Origin of the sequence: Runella salmonicolor (assembly GCF_024158025.1) — a bacterium.
Taxonomy (GTDB): domain Bacteria; phylum Bacteroidota; class Bacteroidia; order Cytophagales; family Spirosomataceae; genus Runella; species Runella salmonicolor.
The window spans coordinates 339,127-358,864 of the sequence record NZ_JAMZEL010000001.1; the positions used below are offsets into that span (position 1 = coordinate 339,127).

18 protein-coding genes are annotated in these 19,738 nt (G+C 44.4%); 9 read left to right on the plus strand and 9 right to left on the minus strand.

Annotation, left to right across the window (positions count from 1 at the left end; all coding sequences use genetic code 11):
- Window positions 1–2,898 (minus strand): DEAD/DEAH box helicase, encoded by a 2,898-nt coding sequence (locus tag NCI00_RS01560; RefSeq protein ID WP_253524269.1) that lies wholly within the window; start codon window positions 2,896–2,898, stop codon window positions 1–3.
- 323 nt (window positions 2,899–3,221) lie between these two features.
- On the opposite strand from NCI00_RS01560, the gene NCI00_RS01565 reads away from it, so the two are divergent.
- Window positions 3,222–3,440: a DUF433 domain-containing protein gene (locus NCI00_RS01565; RefSeq protein ID WP_253524273.1), complete on the plus strand. Its 219-nt coding sequence runs from the start codon at window positions 3,222–3,224 to the stop codon at window positions 3,438–3,440.
- A 24-nt stretch (window positions 3,441–3,464) separates the two neighbouring features.
- On the opposite strand, the gene NCI00_RS01570 is transcribed toward NCI00_RS01565, so the two are convergent.
- From NCI00_RS01570 to NCI00_RS01580, 3 genes are read right to left on the minus strand one after another with little or no spacing between them, the layout of a single operon-like run.
- Window positions 3,465–3,890, minus strand: coding sequence for a putative toxin-antitoxin system toxin component, PIN family (locus tag NCI00_RS01570; protein WP_253524274.1), 426 nt, complete (start codon window positions 3,888–3,890; stop codon window positions 3,465–3,467).
- Window positions 3,883–4,080, minus strand: a complete 198-nt coding sequence (locus tag NCI00_RS01575; RefSeq protein WP_253524276.1) for a DUF8507 family protein — start codon at window positions 4,078–4,080, stop codon at window positions 3,883–3,885. Before NCI00_RS01575 ends, NCI00_RS01570 begins: the two co-directional genes overlap by 8 nt.
- A 54-nt stretch (window positions 4,081–4,134) precedes the next feature.
- Window positions 4,135–6,669 carry a beta-N-acetylhexosaminidase gene (locus NCI00_RS01580; RefSeq protein ID WP_253524279.1) on the minus strand — a complete coding sequence of 845 codons (2,535 nt, stop codon included), beginning with the start codon at window positions 6,667–6,669 and terminating at the stop codon, window positions 4,135–4,137.
- A 144-nt stretch (window positions 6,670–6,813) separates the two neighbouring features.
- On the opposite strand from NCI00_RS01580, the gene NCI00_RS01585 reads away from it, so the two are divergent.
- The gene (locus tag NCI00_RS01585) at window positions 6,814–7,269 is read left to right on the plus strand and encodes a GNAT family N-acetyltransferase (protein ID WP_253524281.1); all 456 of its coding nucleotides are present in this window, start codon (window positions 6,814–6,816) and stop codon (window positions 7,267–7,269) included.
- A 69-nt stretch (window positions 7,270–7,338) separates the two neighbouring features.
- On the opposite strand, the gene NCI00_RS01590 is transcribed toward NCI00_RS01585, so the two are convergent.
- Together NCI00_RS01590 and NCI00_RS01595 are read right to left on the minus strand one after the other, a co-directional pair.
- Complete coding sequence (locus NCI00_RS01590) at window positions 7,339–7,500, minus strand: DUF1328 domain-containing protein (RefSeq protein WP_114460505.1); 162 nt, start codon at window positions 7,498–7,500, stop codon at window positions 7,339–7,341.
- Between the two features lie 148 nt (window positions 7,501–7,648).
- Window positions 7,649–8,170, minus strand: a complete 522-nt coding sequence (locus tag NCI00_RS01595; RefSeq protein WP_253524283.1) for a DinB family protein — start codon at window positions 8,168–8,170, stop codon at window positions 7,649–7,651.
- 160 nt (window positions 8,171–8,330) lie between these two features.
- On the opposite strand from NCI00_RS01595, the gene NCI00_RS01600 reads away from it, so the two are divergent.
- Window positions 8,331–8,732, plus strand: coding sequence for a hypothetical protein (locus NCI00_RS01600; RefSeq protein ID WP_253524285.1), 402 nt, complete (start codon window positions 8,331–8,333; stop codon window positions 8,730–8,732).
- Window positions 8,733–8,744: 12 nt separating this feature from the next.
- Here NCI00_RS01600 and NCI00_RS01605 read toward each other — a convergent pair whose 3' ends face one another.
- Both NCI00_RS01605 and NCI00_RS01610 read right to left on the minus strand, forming a co-directional pair.
- Window positions 8,745–9,212 carry a pyrophosphohydrolase domain-containing protein gene (locus tag NCI00_RS01605; RefSeq protein WP_114066569.1) on the minus strand — a complete coding sequence of 156 codons (468 nt, stop codon included), beginning with the start codon at window positions 9,210–9,212 and terminating at the stop codon, window positions 8,745–8,747.
- 103 nt (window positions 9,213–9,315) lie between these two features.
- The gene (locus NCI00_RS01610; protein WP_253524287.1) at window positions 9,316–10,011 is read right to left on the minus strand and encodes a DUF3592 domain-containing protein; all 696 of its coding nucleotides are present in this window, start codon (window positions 10,009–10,011) and stop codon (window positions 9,316–9,318) included.
- Window positions 10,012–10,341: 330 nt separating this feature from the next.
- Between NCI00_RS01610 and NCI00_RS01615 the strand changes: the two genes are divergently transcribed.
- From NCI00_RS01615 to NCI00_RS01630, 4 genes are all read left to right on the plus strand, one after another.
- Window positions 10,342–13,542 (plus strand): ligand-binding sensor domain-containing protein, encoded by a 3,201-nt coding sequence (locus NCI00_RS01615; protein WP_253524289.1) that lies wholly within the window; start codon window positions 10,342–10,344, stop codon window positions 13,540–13,542.
- Window positions 13,543–13,656: 114 nt separating this feature from the next.
- The gene (locus NCI00_RS01620) at window positions 13,657–14,073 is read left to right on the plus strand and encodes a globin family protein (RefSeq protein WP_253524291.1); all 417 of its coding nucleotides are present in this window, start codon (window positions 13,657–13,659) and stop codon (window positions 14,071–14,073) included.
- A 3-nt stretch (window positions 14,074–14,076) separates the two neighbouring features.
- Complete coding sequence (locus tag NCI00_RS01625) at window positions 14,077–14,715, plus strand: sensor histidine kinase (protein WP_253524293.1); 639 nt, start codon at window positions 14,077–14,079, stop codon at window positions 14,713–14,715.
- A 14-nt stretch (window positions 14,716–14,729) separates the two neighbouring features.
- On the plus strand, window positions 14,730–15,491 hold the full coding sequence (locus NCI00_RS01630; protein ID WP_253524295.1) for a LytR/AlgR family response regulator transcription factor: 762 nt from the start codon (window positions 14,730–14,732) through the stop codon (window positions 15,489–15,491).
- Window positions 15,492–15,595: 104 nt separating this feature from the next.
- Here NCI00_RS01630 and NCI00_RS01635 read toward each other — a convergent pair whose 3' ends face one another.
- A complete protein-coding gene (locus NCI00_RS01635) occupies window positions 15,596–16,330 on the minus strand; it encodes a head GIN domain-containing protein (RefSeq protein ID WP_253524297.1) in 735 nt (244 codons plus the stop codon).
- A 200-nt stretch (window positions 16,331–16,530) separates the two neighbouring features.
- On the opposite strand from NCI00_RS01635, the gene NCI00_RS01640 reads away from it, so the two are divergent.
- Both NCI00_RS01640 and NCI00_RS01645 read left to right on the plus strand, forming a co-directional pair.
- The gene (locus NCI00_RS01640; RefSeq protein WP_253524300.1) at window positions 16,531–17,397 is read left to right on the plus strand and encodes a sugar phosphate isomerase/epimerase family protein; all 867 of its coding nucleotides are present in this window, start codon (window positions 16,531–16,533) and stop codon (window positions 17,395–17,397) included.
- Between the two features lie 913 nt (window positions 17,398–18,310).
- Window positions 18,311–19,654 (plus strand): site-specific integrase, encoded by a 1,344-nt coding sequence (locus tag NCI00_RS01645; RefSeq protein WP_253524303.1) that lies wholly within the window; start codon window positions 18,311–18,313, stop codon window positions 19,652–19,654.
- Window positions 19,655–19,738: the final 84 nt, after the last annotated feature.

The following is a 19,738-nucleotide window of genomic DNA, read 5'->3' on the forward strand; positions in this document are numbered from 1 at the left end:
TCAATGGAAAAATGTATTCAGTTTTAGATTCAATTTGTCTTCGTATTGGTGGTCATCGTCTTGCAGATACAGAAAGTCGAAGCGTTCATAGCCAAACTTTTGATTGTTTTCGCGCACAAAATGATTATTCATAAAGCGTTTTTTAGCTTCGAATGCCGTTTTGTAACCTTCACCTTTGGTTTCGACGATAAGTACTTTTTCAATGGATTGGTCGGATTTTCGACGCAGTATCAGAAAATCGGGCGTGTAGTAACCGAGGCGCTTCCAAGTGTCGGGTAGTTGTTCATAACATTCAATTTCAAAACGCGTAAGCCCCCGTTCACCGTTGTAGTAAATCTCAATGGGTTTATCCTGAAAACTGCTCATTTGCAGCGTTTTTTCTAAAAATAACTTCTCAAAACCGCTCTGTTCAAAATTGTAAGGTAAGTAATGAAACGTACGGTTTTTGACTTTTACGGGTAACGGAAGCGATTCATTTTGAGGAGAAAACAGATCAGGGCTACCCATTTGCGCCATCATTTCTTTGAATTTCACGTACATTTCAGCCACTTGCCGTTCATGCTCAACAGGGTCGGTATTCTTCTCGTCAAAGTCTTTGATTTGCTGTGTAATAGATTCGTTAGGGTAGAGTTTATCGTTTTTTTCTACGGCTCGCAGTTTGCCAATCAGAAGCAACTCTACCTCTTTTTCTATGGTTTCAATGTCTGTTTGTAATGTTCTTTTGGGAGCAAAAGCCAATCGAATTTGAGCATTGATTTTTCCGATAGGATAGAGTTCATTGAAAAACCGTTCACCGTATTTGAGGTAAGTTATTTTCTCAAAAATACTCCGCAAATCAAATTTGAAAGGCATTAAATCATTAACCTGCAATGTGTTACAACTTCCCTTTACAATCTCTAATAGCCACGTTTGAAAATGGGCATTGAACTGCCCCGTTTCGGTCAAAATATTTTTAGATTGGATTGCGACATGAGAAGTATTGCCATCATCGAGAATAATGGCGGTTTCGGTAAAAGTCGAGCTTCTCCAATTCTCTAAGTTTTGATAAATGTCCGTTAGTAAACTCTTCGCATCTCGGCTTTTTTCTTCAACGACGGTGTTGTATTTGACTTGAAGTTGATAAAAATCTACTTTGGGAACGTTGAGGTAGTTGAGTCGAGAACTGCGTTCGACCATTACCGCTTGGATGCTTTGCTTCCCTAAACTGTTGATTTCCTGAATACTGGTTTGTTGTTCTTCGCGCAATTGCTCATTAAGCGTAGCCGCATTTTCCTCATTAAGCCAAATTAAGGCCGTTTCCTTGGCATTTTTATCTACTTGACGCAAACAACGGCAAGCCGTTTGCAACACCATATTTTTTGGACAATCACCCGTTTGGGCCAAAATCACGCCCGTCAAACTGCGGCAATCCCAGCCTTCTTTTCCAATTTGGACGAGCAGTACAATTTTCTTTTTGGAAATGGGTAAATCAAGCGACAAATAGTCTAACTCGGCCCCCTGTTCAATCTTAAATTCTTTGTTTCCGCCGTGGTATTTAAGAATTTCGCTCTGGGGTATCCCCAAAGTCCCTACTAAGTAAGGATAAATGACGGTTTCAAGGCGCGGAATACTGCTGCAATAAATAGCCAATTTAGCGGTTGTACCGTTGGCATACACTTTCTGACCATACTGCTCATAGAACATCTTTATTCCCTCGTCCAGAATCTGCAACGGCTGTTGTCTGCCTCCGCCAATTTTAATATCAGGCTTTTTGAGGAATCGTTGAATAGCCGTCACCAACCGATAATAATAAACCGTATTAGTGATTTGCGAAAAACGAATCTGTAAGCCTCCGCCAACATTAATACGCTCAGGAGTAGGCAGGTAAGGAGTGCCTGAATACCCAAGAACCGACGTAACAGTTCCGTTTCGATTCCACTTCGCTACGACCTGTCTTAGTTTAATATCATCGCTGGCGGCGTGATGTACTTCATCAATGTGAATCGAAAGATTGGGTATTTTACCAATCAAGTTGCGTAACTCATTGGCCGACTTGTCTTTTTCATCTTCGGTTCTCTCAATTACTTCCAACTGGTTTTTGATTTCTAAGCGGTCAAGGATTACTTTTTCGGCATTGACCACCAAAATCAACCCCATCAAATCGGGCGTATTTACGTATTGGTTTACCTTTTGAGCATTTGGGTTTTGGACTTTATTGCTCTTTTTGGCGGTTTTAGGTTGGTCGAGTACTTCAAATCGAATGAGTCTTTTAAGATTGGAAGCGGCAGGTTCGGGAATCACCCAAGCGGGGTCAAAACGCTCAATTGTTTTGAGACTTGGAATGATAGAAGTTTTTAATCCCGAAGGAATCAAAATCAGAAAGTTATGAGCAAAGTGTGGATTTTGAGGTTCATTTTGGGCAAAATACAAGTCCAGATAAATAAACGCTGCCATCAAAAATGTTTTACCTGCGCCCATCGGAAGGCTAAACAAATAGTCGGTGTAATCAACTCCGTAGAAAAAATCTTTGATGACTTGGGCATAGTCTATGTCCTCCGGGTGCAATTCGATGGCCTTTTTGACTTCGGGCAGTTGCAGCGTACCGTTCCTGTCAATCTTTTGAATGGAAAAAGAATAGAGTGCCTTGGCAATATCATTGCTATTGAGATAATTGCGAACTTTAGTACTGAGAGGAAGTTGCTCCAAATCAACCGGTTCACTAAAAAAACCTTCCGTAAACAATTGCCAGAGCGGTTTGTTTTGGCCTTTAATTTTCAGAAAAAGGTAAGTTTCAATGGCTTCCGTTTGCGTGTCGCGCAATTCTCCTTTCGTTCGGATATACTGTACTAAATCCTTTACACCGCAGTCATTGGATTTAAGCCATTCTTTCTTTTTTTGGAATATAATTTGGTGAAGCATTTGGGCGGTCTTGAGGTCAAAAGAAAAAGCGTGGAACGCTGCCGTTACTTTGTCTCCGAGGCCCTGAGAAGCCCACACAACAAAAGCAAGACAACGCCCACGCAGACCGCGCGAGCGTTGAGCTTTACTTTCCCTGTTGTGTTTGAAATTTCTCAGGTTTCGGATTACAGGATTATTAAGCTAAACGCTATAAATCAATATGTTGAAATTAGAATTGGCTTGTTTCGATAGGAATTGAGGTTTTGTTTGGGTCAAAAATAGTAAAAAGTGAGTGTATGCGCTATTTTTGTTATTTTTGATTCACGATAATAATGATATGAGCCATGGTTATTTACAAAAACATCATCACGGTAGAAGCTGGTAAACGAGGAGGCAAGCCCTGCATACGCGGAATGCGTATTACGGTAGAGGATATTTTACGTTGGTTGGCTTCGGATATGTCATTTGATGATATTTTAATGGACTTTCCCGAATTAACCCGCGAAGACCTAACGGCTGCACTCGAATTTAGTGCTAATCGTCAGCACCGAACTTTAGCCTGACAATGGTAGAATTGTATAGAAAAACTAAGATATCTTATCTTTATACATTGCTTCAAACTCTTCATATTTGAGTAGACTAAATTTAGGAAAATCGCTGTGTTTCAACACATTAAAATATTTATCATTCCCCACAATATGGTCGGCATTGGCCACAATGTAACAATCCACGAACTTATCGTCGTCGTGATCAGCTTCTATTAAATACCAATGAAAAGAGGGAGTAAAAAGCAGTACATTCGGTAAAAGAAGCAAGTAATTCAACATTCCGTCAACTCGCTCTAAACCATATCTTTGAGATACTGTTTCTTCGTATTCAAGTAGAATATCTGTCGTCAAACATAACTCAAATTTACCAGCCAACAGATACTGATAAATCCAATGATATTTATACTGAGGAGCTAACGACACCAAAAATACGTTGGTATCCAGTACGATACGCAGTTTAGTCATTGAGCCATTTTTCTAAATCTTCTTCTGAAATGCCTTTTTCTTCTACGGCATTACCAATTTTAGAAATCAATTTATCAGAAAAATAATTAGCAAGCATCTGTTTTACAGCCAGTAAGTCTTCTTGTGAAGGTTGAAATGAGTACACCTTCAAAAGTTCTAATTGTAAAGGTGATAGTTTTTGCGCTGTCATTTTTTTTCTTGTTTCGTTATACGAAGTTACACAAAATAATAACGATTTTAACATTTACGGATTCACCTCCACCGTTCTTCCACCCCGACCAGCACCATTGAACACCCTAAATTTCATACCTTTACTCACCGAAATAGACTGCGAATATACCGCGCTATTGACCGTCGGTTCTGTACCATCGGTCGTATAACGGATGGTTAAGCCGGGCAATTGGACGTTAGCCTGCACTTGATTTCCTTCCACTACGGCCCCTGCCGTTGGCAAGCGATAAGCAAAACCGCCCGCAAACGAATCGAGACGCGGCAACTCCCGTTTGCCCAGTTGATTGGCAAAAACCGACCACGCTTTTTGGTAGGCTTTTTCATCATTCGTTTCCGCCCAAGCGGGCGACTGCGCCCACGCCCGTTCGGCCATTCCCATGAGTTTTGGCAACATCATGTAGTCCATTCGTTCGGGAGAATTGACCGTTTCGCTCCAAAGAAGCCCCTGAATTCCTACGATATTTTGCTTTCCGTAATCGGTGAGTCGCTCTTTTCCGTTGAAAATCGAGCGGTCGAGGGGATTGCCCAGACGGTCTTCTTTGGAATTTTTGAAATAATCGTAAGGAATGAACGAAAACGGTTTGTCAACGTCGGTATACGCGCCCCAATAGTAGCCTGGCTCGTCAAAAGATTTGTAGTAAGACATGTCGAAATACAGGTGCGTCACGCACGATAGCACCACTTTGTAGCCCGCATTGGCCAGTCGGTACGCCAAATCTTCGGCACCCCAGCCCAGTACGTTGTTCCACACATCCACCTGCATATCTTGCCCCACAAAATCAGGATTGGGAATGATGTGGCTCTTGCCGTCGAGGAGCGTTTTTCGCATCGCAATTTCTTCCCAACCATACAAAAACAAGCCTCGTTTTTGGACCAAATCGTTGATTTTTCCGTAGAAATAATACCAAAGGTCGTCGGTTGTTTTCAGTTCTGGATTTTGTTGACGGAGCTTTTCGACCGCGGGAGAGCTGGTCCAAACGCCCGTTGGAACTTCGTCACCGCCGTAGTGAATGGTTTCGAGTGGCGCGCCTGCTTCGCGGTACATCGCTAAAATATCATCGGTGACGGTTTCCAAAAAACGATAGGCCGAAGGCAATGCCACGTTGATGACATTGTCGTTGTACATCTGCACCGAGCGGTACACCGAGCGGTCGGCGGGGTCGTGCAAAAGGTATTTTTCGGCTTCCACTTTGCGGCCTTCGGCGAGTTTGGCCACGTACCGCGCTTCCATCGCCTTGATGGCCGCCCGCGCGTGGCCGGGTGCTTCTATTTCGGGAATCACTTTGATATGACGCGCGGTGGCGTAGCGTAAAATATCCACAAATTCTAATCGACTGTAGTATCCAGTGCCCGCGTTGGCGGTTAGGTCGGGGCCAGAGCCATAGGCTGGAGGGAGATTTTTAAGTGGGGTATTGGAGTGCCCACGCGTGGCTCCTACCTGCGTCAATTCGGGCAGCGAAGGCATTTCCAAACGCCAGCCTTCATCGTCTGAAAAATGCAAATGCAGCACGTTGAGTTTATAAAAACCCATCAAATCAAGCAATTTTAAAAGCTGCTTTTTGGAATGAAAATTACGGGCAATATCCAACATAATGGCCCGATGACCAAAACGAGGTTGGTCGTTTACTTCAACACCCGCTACGGTTAAGCTCGCCTGCGTTTTTCCCCATGAGGTAGGAGGCACCAAGGCCATCAATGACTGCATTCCGTAAAAAGCCCCCGCCCGGTCGGCGGCGGCAATTTCAACCCCTTTTTCATTGACAATCAACCGATATGCTTCTTTTGCGAGGCTGCTATCTACCCGAAAAACAACGGCAGCTTCGCCCTTTTGCGTGCTTGAAGCCAAAGGTTTTCCGAGCATTGAACTCAACTGGGCCGCCAAAAAAGAGGCTTCTTCTTTGAAATCGGCGGGAGCAAACAGTTTAGTTTCGGGCGTGATTACCAAGGAAGCTCCCGTTTCGCGGTAGTGTTGGGGAGTTGGGAGGATTTTAGGGATTTCTTTTTCGGGAATATCCTGAATGGATTTATTTTGGGCAAAGGTCATGGCGGGTGTAATAAGCCCCAATTTATCTCCCGCAAAGCGCTGATATTGACGCGGTTGGGTGGAAGGTTTTATCGTATAATCAGTCAGCGAGTAGCCTTTTTCAGGTTGTTGGTCCCACACCCAATACAGGCCTGCGGGGCCATCAGTAAAATTGACCACCCATGCTTCAGAGATAAAATCGACCTGCACTGAAGCCCCCGGTTTAAGTCCCTGAAAACTAGCGGTGGGCACCAATTGAAACAAATCTCCGTTGATGTGCCGCACTTTCAAGTCGGTCGATAACGTCGTATCTACTTTGCGAACAAAATTGAAATACATCGTCCAACCGTTTTTGGGAAGCGGTTTTTTACCCGTATTGGTAATGGTAAAAGCGGTAAGCGAAGCCGATTTCCCTTGGTGGTTGTTTTCAATGATTTCCCAACTGATTTTTAACGGAGGAGCGGTCAGTTGCGCCCACAAAGCGGAAGAAATCAGTAAAAGCGTCGGTAGAATGTAACGAATCATTTGGAATGGAGCAGTTAGAAAAGGAATACGATACGTTGATGAAACGCAAAAGTAAATGAACATTGCTGTTTTTTAACAAATCGTTTTGTAAAAAACCAAACGTACCCCATTTTGCAGTTAAATTCACTTCAGCCGACAATACCCATGAACAGCCCTAAAAACCAACTGCTTCTTGAGCCCGTTTTTCCGTCCGATTATCCCGAAGTTACTGAGGTTTGGGAGGCATCGGTGCGGGCAACTCATCACTTTTTGCCCGAGGCCGATATTCTTTATTTCAAACCGTTGATTCTGAATGAGTACCTAAAAGCCGTCGATTTGGTCTGCACCAAAGACACAACGGGACGGATACTGGGCTTTATGGGCGTCCACGGCGATAGCCTTGAAATGCTTTTTATCCATCCCAACGCGCGCGGCAAGGGCATCGGAGCGCAATTTGTGCACCACGCCATTCATCAATTAAACGTACGAAAAGTAGAAGTCAATGAGCAAAACCCCCAAGCATTAGGATTTTATGAACGCATGGGTTTTGTGGTTGTAAGTCGTTCGGAACTTGATGGTTTAGGCAAACCTTATCCGATTTTACACATGGAATTGACATAGAAAATTTGTGTAAAAAAAGAGGCCAAAAACGAATCGTTTCTGGCCTTTGATGCATTAGCGGGCGTTTATTTATATTTTGCTTCGTCCGGCAATTAAACTCAACAAAAACAACACAATCGCAATGTAGAACACAATTTTGGCCAGACCCGCAGCGCTTGCTGCAATACCGCCAAATCCTAAAACAGCCGCAATAAGGGCTACAACTAACAAAATTACAGTCCAGCGTATCATAGTAGTAAGGTCGTTTTGAAGTTAGAATAGTTATTAAACTACCCTATTCCATAAAATGCTATGACCAGCCCTATTTTGGGGAATATTCCCTATTTATTGCCGAAAACTCGCTTTTTTCACAAAAAAGTGTAGAGAAAATTCTACACTTCTACCTCGAACTCGCACGCACTACCGCCACCGTTACCAGTAGTTGCCCCACATGCCGTTGGGTATGCTCAGCAGCATGAAAAAGCAACCCCAACACGGTCGAGGGAATTTGGGCGCGCCCAACACCCCGAATTTCGGTCAGGGTTTCGGGATTTGTACGTTGAATTTGTGTCAATGCCTGCTCTATTTGTTGACTGAACAATTGAAACAACGCCTCAAACGATTCCAGATTTTCCTGCGGTTTGCCTTCGTTGGCGAGCCATTTCAATTGCGCGGCGTTTAGAGATTCGGCCCGGGCGTAGGTAAAAAGTCGGTCGAGTACCCCGGTCAAGTGTTGCAAGTGAAACCCCACCGAAGCGACTCCTGCGGGGCGTTCCCAGAGTTTAGTTTCGGGAAAATCTTTGGCCAACGCCTGCACTTCTTCGCGCGCCTGCAATAGCGCATGGGCTACTGGTTGTAGCAAAGCCGGAATTTCAGGCAGCGGCCCCCTCAGCCACACTTCACGGGTTTCAATGGTCGTCATAGAAATTGTATTTTGAATACTATAACAAACAACAGATAACTCATCTACTGTTCAGTTTTTTAAGCTGACAAATATCACCTTACGCTTCGTAGAAGGTCATTCTGCAATAATTTTCTAACGGCAATCTTTAAATTACTGTTTACAAAAACCCTTTATTGCCATGACAAAAGCACTCAGATTTACGGCTATATTTCTACTGCTGTTCAATGGCATCGGTGCCCTCTATGGCGGTGGCTTGCTTATAATTGACCCTACGGGCGGCAAACTTCAACTTCCGTTAAGCTACCTCCAGCACGCTCCGTTCAAAGATTATCTCATTCCAGGTATTGTACTTTTCCTAGGCAACGGTGTTTTGAGCTGCGTTGTCAGTCTCTTAACATTTACCCATCATAAACGCTATGCTCACTTCATCGTTTTGCAAGGAGGAATTCTCACCGGTTGGATTCTTATTCAGGTATTGATGGTCCAAACGGTTTATCAGTTACACTATGTCATGGGGGCCGTTGGTCTAGCCCTCATCGGAATAGGCAGCCTCATATTTATAAAAGATACCTCAAAATAGCCACTTCGATAATTAAGCCTCCACAATGCTTTCCAGGTCGGCGGGAGAATAAAAAATGGACTTCAGGGTTTTGTTGTCGGCGGTTCGGTACACGAGGTATTTTCCGCTGTCTTCTTTATAATAACATTCCGTTCCTTTGGCCTCAAAATGCTTAACGGTGGCTTCGGCTTCTTCGATAGTATTGCAGGCTTTGCTCATGTTTGAGCGTTGCACTTCGTCAAACAGCGCTTTGAACTTACTACCTAATCCAAACTCCAACACCGCCCCCGACAAAACGTACTGAATATCGGCTAAGGCATCGGCCACGCCCACGATGTCTTTCTCCAAAATCGCCACTTCGAGCTCTTTCAGTTCTTCCGCAATCAGCGCCACACGTAGGTTACAGCGATCTTGGGACGGAATTTGGGGGGTATCTAAAATGGGGTGTTTGAAAGTGCGGTGAAACTCAGCAACTTGATTGAGGCAGTCTAATTGTTCCATTGAATGTAAGGTTATCCTTTTGATAAATGAGGCTCAAAACTACAAAAAAACGCGGAGAAGCCCCTCCGCGTCCGTCAATAACGCCCTAGTTCATTTCCCAAAATCAATTTCCCTGTTTTGGCAAAAAAGAAGTGTCTACCTCGTACACGCCATAATCTTTGGGAGAAACACGCACCGTCACTTTTTGCCCGGGCGACATAAAAGGCGCAGGATTGAACCAAATATTATCGCTTTCGTAGCTATACACCTTTTGGGACTGTGGTTCAAAATATTGAGCAATAATCATCCAGGGATGTTTTCCGCCTACCGAAAGGGATGTATTGTACCTGACATCCACTACGTCGGCCATGATAATTTGACCATGTAGGCGCAACCAATCATTTAGGCGTTTGCGGCGCCAGCGCCAGATAAATCCGCCGTAACCTATTGCCCCAAATATAAGCCCGATTCCGCCAAAAATACCCGGCAAAAGCCACGAATCAAGCCCCGAAAGCACGACTTCGTCGGGGTCATTGGGCAAATACCACAGGGTTACATTTTCCCCCTCGTCGTAAGACGGCGGGCTTGAGTACGTTGATGAATAGTACGTCCGACTCTCGCCCGATTGCGTCATGAACGAGATAACAGGCGCCCTTCCTCCTTTTGACGAACTGCTGAACGACACAACCGTCCCCGTGGTTTTGATACCATTCCGTTTGATTGTCTGATCGGCGCTCCAAGTAAAAAAGCCAATGGCACCGAAGAGCGTCCCGACGGCCGCAAATATGGCAAAGAAAATACCGAAAAAATTATTCTTCATCTGCGTATGAGTTAACAAACAATGCGCTGTTTATCAGCGCTATTCTCAACAAAACTAAAAACTAATTTTTATACTCAAAATGCAATTTATTCAACGGCAAAACTCCCACGATTCAACGCCTTTATCGTACGGCTCAGTTGTTATTCCACCCCGTTTCAACCCCCAAAACCAACGCTTTGACGAGTTTTATTTTTTGCTTCAACCCCTTTTTTTTACTTTCATCCAATTCCATTTTTATTGGTTCAGCTTGTCAAATCCGTTTAACAAAGTAAAAGGAGGCTATTTTTTTTGCACTTTTACGTCTTACTTAACTTTTTTCAGCCACAACAAATGCGGACAGGCTCATCCCTTTTTTTTAGTCTACTTTTGAGCTGTTGGGCCCAGATTCTGGTGTTTGGACAATCTTCCGAAATCTCTTTTCAGCACCTTAGTCCTGAGCAGGGGCTTCCTATTCATTATTGTACCGGAATCGCCCAAGATACGTCGGGTTTTATATGGATTGGTACGTTGGCAGGACTAGCACGTTATGACGGTATCCGATGCAAAGTCTTTGACCACGACCGCCAAAATCCCCATTCGCTTTCGGATATTATTGTTCGTTCCGTTTTGTTATCCAAAAATGGAACCCTTTGGGTAGGAACGCAGCACGGGTTTAACCGAATGGACTTCAAAACGCAACAATTTGAGCGCTTTCATTTTACCAAATACGGTGAGCGTTCCGATTATATTCGCTGCATCGGCGAAGACTTCCGTGGCAAACTCTGGCTAGGTAGCGCCAACGGGCTGATTCTTTTTGACCCAAAAACCAAACAATCAGAATTGGTTAAACTTCCTACCGACCCCTCCTCGAAGCCGCTCGTCTACTCTGTACGCTCGTTGCTGATTGATGGCCCCACGGTTTGGATTGGCACCGACTTGGGGCTGTATCGCTACAATATTGAGGAGAATTCTTTTCAGGTATTTTGTAAAAGCGACGAATTGGGCACCATTCCCGACAACTCCGTGACGGCTTTGGCAAAGCATCCAAAAACGGGAAATATCATTGTGGGCACCCGCAATGGTACGTTGTCAATGTTGAGCCTTGCCACCGAGCATTTCATAAAAATGGACATTCCATTGGCCGAGCCCCGAGAAATTAGCTCGGTGTTTTTTTCCAAAGATGGAAAACTCTGGATATGTACTCAAGGGCAAGGAATTTTTTGTTATCACGAAAACCAACGAAAGTTTATTAATTATCAGAGCCAAATTAATGTACCCAATAGCCTGAGTTCCAACTATGTACGAACCGCATTTCAGGACCGTTCGGGCGTACTTTGGTTTAGTACCGCTTATAAAGGCATCAGTCGGTTTAACCCTGCTAGTCAGTCATTTACTTCTCCTTTAAAAGAAGCAAATTATCAACCTACCACGGCCAACGGCGGGGCCATTAACCGGATTGCAATCGACAGCAAGGACAATCTTTGGTTGGGAACCGACAACGGCGTGGTGTGGGTCAACCAAACCACCAATACGTACAAGGCCTATCGCCACGACCCAAAAAACAAAAACAGCCTTTCCGACAACGGCGTCAATTCTATCTACGTTGACCCCGAAGATAAGGTGTACGTAGCTACCCAACATTTTCAGCATTTGGACCCTACCACGGGCAAATTTACGATATATGACCATCTGCCCAATGAAGCAATGCCCTCTCCGCCGCCTATCGTTCCTGGGCGTCATTTTGTTGCGGGCAGGCTGGTTTATGACTTACACCCTACGGCAGACGGGCGGGTGTTTATCGGTACCGATGAGGGACTAAATATATTTGACCCCAAGACCAAGACCTTTGCCAATCGCTTTAACGATGAGCGCATTCGACGTTTGCCCCTGAATCGCTACAACAGCCTTTACACCGACAGCAAACAAAATCTGTGGGTAGGATGCGGGGTTGACGAGGTGCTGTGCATCAGTCCTGACTTATCAAAAGTAACCACGTATCGGTACCAAGAAGATAACCCCAAAAGCCTGCCTGACAACGGCGTGATGTCTTTTTCGGAAGACTCAAAGGGCAATATATGGATGGGAACCGACAACGGACTGGCCTGCCTTGACCCTAAAACTCAATCGTTTACCAATTATTTTACCCGGCATGGCATTGCAAATAATTACGTTTCGGCACTGATACGGGTTCGAAACACGCTGTGGATGGGAACCGCCAATGGCTTAACGCGGTACGACGAACAACAAAAACGGTTTGTATCCTTTGGCCGAGCCGACAATCTTGAAGTGCTTTCTATTGAGACCAAATCGGTGGCCAAAGACAAATTGGGTAATTTGTATTTTGGGGGACTGTACGGACTGGTTCGGTTTCATCCCGACCGCGTCAAAACCAACACGTTTGTGCCGCCTGTGGTCATAACATCGTTAAGGGTGCACGGTCAGGAAGTGCTTCCTACGCACATTCCCCAAAACAACCTTCCGATTACGCTGGCGCATGATGAAAACGACCTTACCATCGAAGCCGCCGCACTAAGCTATGACCATTCAGAAAACAACCAGTTTTCATTCTGGCTCGAAGGCGTCAAAAATGACAACGGTTGGCGAGCCCCCACTACCCAAGCAAATATCAGCTACCTCAACGTACCGCCAGGGGAATATACGTTGCACGTAAAAGCCGCCAACAACGACGGGGTCTGGAACCCAGCTCCGTATACCCTCCGCATCATAATCAATCCTCCGTTTTGGCAAACGTGGTGGTTTCAAACATTAATGGTAATGCTGGTCGTAGCCATCGGCGTTTACATTTATCGGTCTCGCGTAAAAATCATCCAACGCGAACACGCCACGCAGGTAAAATTGTTGGAAGAACAACAACTGCTTCAGAATCAACTTAATCAGGAGTTGACCGAAAAACTAGATTTCCGCCAAAAGTTTGAAATTGTCCAAAAGCAACAAGTTGAAACCGAGCGCAAAGCCATCATGCTTGAGCGCGAGAAAGTACTAGCTCGTTATCAAGGACTTATCAACCAACTCAATCCCCACTTTTTGTTTAATAGCTTGGCAGTTTTGGACAGCCTCATCTACAAAGACCATAAACTGGCCTCCAAATACCTCCGTCAATTGACAAAAGTGTATCGGTATTTAATTGAAAATGACGACAACGAAGTGGTCATGCTAGAACAAGAACTGCGCTTTGCCCGCGACTTTGTAAGCCTACTCCACATGCGATACGGCACGGGGCTGTGCGTAGAAATTGACATCCCCGACGATTTGGCGCACAAAAAAGTGGTTCCCGTTACCTTTCAAAATTTAATTGAAAATGCCATCAAACACAACACAACCAGTTTAGAATCACCTCTTTGGGTAAAAATTAGGGAAGAAGATAATTATCTTATTTTTGAAAATAACCTACAAAAACGCGGAACCGTAACCACTTCCAACAAAAAAGGACTGGGCGATTTTCGGGCGTTGTACAGTTACCTAACCGACCGACCCATGCAGGTTAAAGAGACCGTCGACCGTTTTACCGTCTATGTTCCATTACTGGATTAACGCCTCGGTTTTGGCTTTTGCAGGATTAGCAAGCGAAACCGACGTCTTAGACTGTTTTTTTTAGTTATGCTGTTTAAACCATCTAATTTTATACAACCAACCCACACATAACCCATGAATGATCAACAAAAAAAGCTGGTACAAACCAGTTTTGCCCGTATTGTTCCGAAATCGGAGTATGCAGCTCAAGTATTTTATACGCGTTTTTTTGAGTTAGTACCTGAGGTAAAGCATCTTTTCAAAAGTGAACTTAAAACCCAAGGTATCAAGCTGTTTCAGGTGATTAGTTTTACGGTATGCTCTTTGGATAACATGGATGAGCTGCTGCCGCTGCTGCAAGATTTGGGGCAGAAACACGTGAAGTACGGCGCCAAAGAACAACATTATCAATACATTGGCGAGGCGTTATTATGGACCTTGGAAAAGGTACTAAAAAGTGATTTTACTCCCGAAATACAACAAGCGTGGATTGATGTATACAGCGTGATGTCGGCCGCGATGATTGAAGCCGCTCACCAACAAACGGCCTGATGAATGAAACCAACGCCTAAAATAAAATCTACACCACCCGCAATACCCGCCCAAGAAGCGGGCGAAAAAACCGCGTACGATAGTGACCATTCGGAAGTTAAGTACCAAAATTTAGTCAGTCAGCTCAACCCACACTTTTTGTTTAACAGCCTAGCCACCCTAGAAAGCCTGATTTACAGCGACCAACGGCTCGCGGTCAAATTTTTAAGTCAATTGACGCGCGTCTATCGATACGTTCTAACCACCCGACACACCAAACTGGTGACGCTAGGTGAAGAGTTGTGTTTTATTAAAGATTACGCGGATTTGCTCCAAACCCGCTTTGGGAAAGGGCTGGAAGTATGCCTTAACGTACCCGAAGCCTATCATTCGTACCAGATTGTCCCGACCACGTTGCAGATTCTGATTGAAAACGCCACCCGGCACAATCTGACTGACCCCGACTCGCCGTTGCTTGTTACAATAACAACTGAAAATCAACGACTTATCATCGAAAACAACCTCCAAATCAAACGTACTCTGGAGGTTCAAAATCGGCAAGGCTTAAGCAGCTTGCGGAATTTATACGCTTATTTTTCAGAAACGGCGCTTGAGATTCAACAAACACCCGAATTTTTTCGCATCGTATTGCCATTACTTTAACCTGACCAAACACCATGAAAGTACTCATCGTAGAAGACGAAGCCCTCATTGCCGAACAGCTCCAACGAATGTTGAAAGATATTGCGCCTCAGGCCGAGGTGCTCGACGTGTTGCACAGCGTAAAAAACGCCAGACGGTGGTTTATGCAAAATGCCGAGCCTGATTTACTTTTCATGGATATTCAGCTCTCCGATGGCATCAGCTTCGATTTATTTAACTATTTCGACATCAAATGTCCGATTATTTTTGCCACTGCTTACGACGAATACGCCATCAAGGCGTTTAAGGTAAACGGCATTGATTATCTCTTAAAACCCATCGACGAAGAAGATCTCATTCGGGCCCTTGGTAAATTTAAGGCGCTGCAAAAAAACCAAAGTATTTCGACCGAAGTGCTGCAAACACTGGCCAATCACCCTTCCCAAATCGGACGGATGTACAAGGAAAAGCTGATTGTTCAGCACCGCAATGCATCCATCCCCATCAACTTAGCCGACGTGTCGCTGTTTTATCTTGACCAAGTAATCTTTGTGGTAACCAATGACGGTCAAAAATACATTGCCGAACAAAACACACTGGATGAAATCGAAGACATCCTCAACCCCAACGAGTTTTTCAGGGCGGGACGCCGGCAAATTATCAATCAAAATGCCGTTGAAAGTTACAAAGGTGACACTTCTGGAAAGTTATACGTCAAACTGCGAAGCAGCCACGTATCAGAAGTAGAAATCAGCCGGGAAAAAGCCCCCGTTTTTAAACGCTGGATTGACCGCTGAGACAACCGTCTTAATACCAAAAACAGCCGCGTTCTGAAGGTATATTTTCAGAAAGCGGCTGTTTTATTTCAAGAAAATTCGACAATTATCATTCCAGAATCTATCTACGATTCGCTCCTAACTGAGCTGGCACCCGAGGTATTGGAGCGCACCGAAGCCGTGCCACGATAACGTACACTGCTCGCGCCGCTGGCTTCTACTTCAAGTTTACCATTTACACTTACGCGCACGTTGCTGGCCCCTGAGGCGTCCAGAAAGGCTTCCTTCACGGGAAAATCATAGGCTCTCAACGAGGTAGCTCCCGACACTTCCCCTTCCAAGCGGTTGGCCGAACCCGTCAGCACAATCGTAGAGGCCCCCGAAGCATCCATCACGATTCTTTGGGCCTTTACCTGAATATCAGATTTAGAAGCTCCCGAAATATCCAAATCCAAGGTTCCCAAATCATTGAATCCTGACACTCTTGATGTTGTGGCTCCCGAAAAATCAAGGGCTTTGACGGTGGGCATCGAAATCGTGACCAATATGCGTTTACGGTTACGGTTCCAACCAAATGAATCCTTGTAACGAATACGTAGTTTTCCTGCCGACACATCAGCTTCCAAGTCGTTAAGGTCTTGCTTACGGCCTTCTACTTTGACCGAATAATTCCCTTTAGTGACCGTAATTTCAAACGCACTTCCCAACGAAAGACGGTCAAAACCTTTGAGGTTAAATGTACGGGTAGTACGGTCGTCGTCTTGGCGTTCACGGTTGTCGGCCGAAAAAGAGCAGGCTACTAAGAAAAAAGCGCTGGTAAAAAGAAGGGAAGTGAGGCGGTAAAAAATGGCTGTTCTCATATCAATTTCAGGGGTTTTTGGGTATAAGATGCAAAAGTTAAATTCAATGTTGCATCAACACTATTTTTTTTATTTGAACGTTGCATTAGGCAACATAAACGGACGTTTATTCTTTTCGAGTCAATCGAAGGTAACTAATTGCTTTCCGGTTACATTTGCGCCTTAAATTACTAATTAACCTATCTTCAATTTTAAGTTCAATGAAACGCAGAACCTTTCTCCAAACCACCGCGGGTCTTGGTGCACTTGCTTTATTGCAATTGCAGGCCGAAGCTAACCCCAAAGCCAAAGCAGTAGGCCTACAACTGTACACTCTCCGCGAGGATATTCAAAAACAGGGAATCGAAAAAATACTGGCCGAAGTGGCCAAGCTTGGCTATAAAAAAGTGGAAAATTTCGGCTACGGGCAGGGTAAGTTTTTCAAAAAAACACCTGCCGAATACAGCCAACTCCTGAAAGACAACGGGCTTTCGGCCGTCAGCGGACACTACATGACCGCGCGTACGCCTGGATTGACCGATGGATTGACCAAGAATTGGGAAAAAGTGGTGGAAGATGCCGCCGCTATCGGTCAGCAATACGTAGTGCTTGCTTACCTAATGGATAGTGAGCGCAAAGCCGAGGATTACAACCAACTGTTTGATTTGCTCAACAAAAGCAGCGACATCGCCCTTAAATCGGGGCTTACGATGGGCTATCACAACCATGATTTTGAGTTTACCCAAAAAATCGACGGCCAAAAACCTTATGATTTATTGCTCAAAAACACCAACGTCGTCATGGAAATGGACCTATATTGGGTCGTAAAAGCGGGCGAAAATGCCGCTGCGTACTTCACCAAATACCCGAATCGTTTTCCGTTGTGGCACGTCAAAGACATGGCCAAAACGCCCGAAAAAGAGTTTTCGGAAGTGGGCCTCGGTAGCATTGATTTTGCCAGCTTATTCAAACAAGCAAGCGTGGCTGGCCTCAAACATTACTTTGTAGAGCAGGATGTTTGCAAGCGCCCTCCGCTTGAAAGTATCCAGATTAGCATTGATCATATTCAGAAAGCAAAATGGGGATAAATTGAAAAACATGAGCAATCCCCAACTTTAGTTGAAAAAAGAACCTCCTTGTGGTTTTGAGAGTCACTACAAACTCAAAAACAAGGAGGTCTTTTTATGTTCATAGCAATACTGCAAAACAAGGATAGAACGCTTAATGGTCAAATATTTTCACCCACTTCAGCTTCGTCCTTTAGATTTGTTTTGTAAGATTATTACAACGACACCAGAGTAACTCACACAAGAAAATTGGGTTGCATCGGCGCTCCGATGGCACATCCTATCGCTCGGCAAGTTAGAAACATTAAAGCAGCGATTAAACTTTTAAGAGACTTACCCGAATTTGCTTTTCAACTTAACATTACCTGCCTAGGACATACGGCACAGGCCGCCACGCGGTATCTACCATGCGCTGATTGTTCAACAACTATCGGCATTATCTTTCACCATTTGGTTAGAATTATCTCTTCAAATCAAACAAACAGGAAGTCTGCAACGCGGCAAATCAGAGTTCATGATCACCCCTGTACATTAATGCTCAACGCATTGTCGAATATGTCCGCGGCGGTATACCGCTTCCGTTTTCGTAATCGTTTCAATCTTTATTAGGGCGGTTATTGAGTTCAGGAGTGACCGTCATTATTGAAACATTTGGGTTTACCGTAAACAAAAAAGGCCTTAGAAACGAATCTAAGGCCTTTTTTGTACTACCACGAATCACCGTGAATCAATTTAGTGCACCCGAAGGGACTCGAACCTTTTAATCTCCCCTAGTCTCCCTAAATAAAATATATCTGATTATCAGCTATTTATATTTTTTCCTTACTGATATTAACCATAAACAATAAGGATAAATTAAATAAATTCGTCACCTGATGCGTCACCTGAAAAAGTTTGCATTATCTTTGTTTCCGTTCGATTAACGCAGAAAATCATGGGAAAAGTTATTACAAATTCAGCGCGTTTTGTGCTCAAAGAGGCCGTTTCTAAGGACTCAACGCTCGTTCTCCTTATTTGTCGCAGTTGTACCCCCCGTTTGGTTTACTCAACTGGCCAATTTCTTTCACCTGAACACTGGGATTCAAAGACCCAACGCCCAACTACCTCCACCAAAAGTTTTAGCCGGGACATTAAAAACGACCTGAAAGAGATTGAAACACACCTCAACCGCATGGCCGGGGAAGTGGAGCGTATCAATTCACGGGTAAAGGCCGAAAACATTGAGCCGACACAGGCATTTTACCGCGCTGAACTCGACAAGGTGTTTAACCGTGACAAACCGCGTAAAGTGGTCAAACAGCCCGAAAAACTTTCATTCATCCCGTGGATAGAGAAATTTATTGAAGAATGCGCCAACGGAGAAAGAACCATTCCACGTTCAGGCAAACGCTACTCTGAAAGTTCGGCCAAAAACTACCGTAAGGCACTCAATCACCTAAAGGCATTCGAGAAAGAAACCAAATTCAAAGTTGAGTTTGATAAAATCGACCTCCACTTTCACAAAAAGTTTATTTCCTACCTCAATAAAAAAGGCAAGGCTACCAACACCACGGGCGATATTATCAAAAACATCAAAGTCTTTATGCGTCAGTCCATGAAAGACGGGATGCACACCAATACGGCCTTTCAGGATGAAGATTTTATAAAACCATTGGAGGACGTGGAAAACATTTACCTCACGCTCGACGAAATCCAACGCATTTACAATCTTGACCTTTCCGACCGTGCCGGCCTTGACCGCGTTCGGGACGTGTTCGTTATCGGCTGTTACACAGGTTTACGTTTTTCTGACCTTAACCTTTTACGGCCCGAAAACATCATCAATGACGGGCAATTTGTGCGTATCACCATGCAAAAGACAGATAAACCCGTGTTCGTACCATTAACCCCGCAAATACGGGCCATACTAGCCAAATACAAGGGAATACCGCCCCGTGTTCTGACCAATCAGCGGATGAATGATTATTTGAAGGAAATAGCGCAATTAGCCGACCTGAACGAAAAAGTAACAATGAGCCAAACCAAAGGAGGGCTGAAAGTAACCAAGACGCTGCATAAGTGGGAACTGGTTACAACCCACACGGCCCGGCGGTCATTTGCCACCAACGCCTACTTACAGGGAGTGCCCACCCTTGACATTATGCGACTCACTGGGCACCGTACCGAAACCTCATTTATGAAATACATCAAAATATCAAATGAAGAAGTCGCCTACCGGATGGCTGAACACCCATTCTTCACTCAGGAAAACAAAACGGTATTTAAAATCGCCAACTGAATTAATTGGGGATTTTAAAGGTGCAAGTTTTGTTTTCGCCTCGAATTTTCTGAGTAGTATTTGTATAATGTTAAATAGGAGAAA

Excerpts from the sequence above, each read along its gene's own strand:
- NCI00_RS01560 (WP_253524269.1), bottom strand. The coding sequence starts at position 2,898 with ATGCTTCACCAAATTATATTCCAAAAAAAGAAAGAATGGCTTAAATCC.
- NCI00_RS01565 (WP_253524273.1), top strand. The coding sequence starts at position 3,222 with ATGGTTATTTACAAAAACATCATCACGGTAGAAGCTGGTAAACGAGGA.
- NCI00_RS01570 (WP_253524274.1), bottom strand. The coding sequence starts at position 3,890 with ATGACTAAACTGCGTATCGTACTGGATACCAACGTATTTTTGGTGTCG.
- NCI00_RS01575 (WP_253524276.1), bottom strand. The coding sequence starts at position 4,080 with ATGACAGCGCAAAAACTATCACCTTTACAATTAGAACTTTTGAAGGTG.
- NCI00_RS01580 (WP_253524279.1), bottom strand. The coding sequence starts at position 6,669 with ATGATTCGTTACATTCTACCGACGCTTTTACTGATTTCTTCCGCTTTG.
- NCI00_RS01585 (WP_253524281.1), top strand. The coding sequence starts at position 6,814 with ATGAACAGCCCTAAAAACCAACTGCTTCTTGAGCCCGTTTTTCCGTCC.
- NCI00_RS01590 (WP_114460505.1), bottom strand. The coding sequence starts at position 7,500 with ATGATACGCTGGACTGTAATTTTGTTAGTTGTAGCCCTTATTGCGGCT.
- NCI00_RS01595 (WP_253524283.1), bottom strand. The coding sequence starts at position 8,170 with ATGACGACCATTGAAACCCGTGAAGTGTGGCTGAGGGGGCCGCTGCCT.
- NCI00_RS01600 (WP_253524285.1), top strand. The coding sequence starts at position 8,331 with ATGACAAAAGCACTCAGATTTACGGCTATATTTCTACTGCTGTTCAAT.
- NCI00_RS01605 (WP_114066569.1), bottom strand. The coding sequence starts at position 9,212 with ATGGAACAATTAGACTGCCTCAATCAAGTTGCTGAGTTTCACCGCACT.
- NCI00_RS01610 (WP_253524287.1), bottom strand. The coding sequence starts at position 10,011 with ATGAAGAATAATTTTTTCGGTATTTTCTTTGCCATATTTGCGGCCGTC.
- NCI00_RS01615 (WP_253524289.1), top strand. The coding sequence starts at position 10,342 with ATGCGGACAGGCTCATCCCTTTTTTTTAGTCTACTTTTGAGCTGTTGG.
- NCI00_RS01620 (WP_253524291.1), top strand. The coding sequence starts at position 13,657 with ATGAATGATCAACAAAAAAAGCTGGTACAAACCAGTTTTGCCCGTATT.
- NCI00_RS01625 (WP_253524293.1), top strand. The coding sequence starts at position 14,077 with ATGAAACCAACGCCTAAAATAAAATCTACACCACCCGCAATACCCGCC.
- NCI00_RS01630 (WP_253524295.1), top strand. The coding sequence starts at position 14,730 with ATGAAAGTACTCATCGTAGAAGACGAAGCCCTCATTGCCGAACAGCTC.
- NCI00_RS01635 (WP_253524297.1), bottom strand. The coding sequence starts at position 16,330 with ATGAGAACAGCCATTTTTTACCGCCTCACTTCCCTTCTTTTTACCAGC.
- NCI00_RS01640 (WP_253524300.1), top strand. The coding sequence starts at position 16,531 with ATGAAACGCAGAACCTTTCTCCAAACCACCGCGGGTCTTGGTGCACTT.
- NCI00_RS01645 (WP_253524303.1), top strand. The coding sequence starts at position 18,311 with ATGGGAAAAGTTATTACAAATTCAGCGCGTTTTGTGCTCAAAGAGGCC.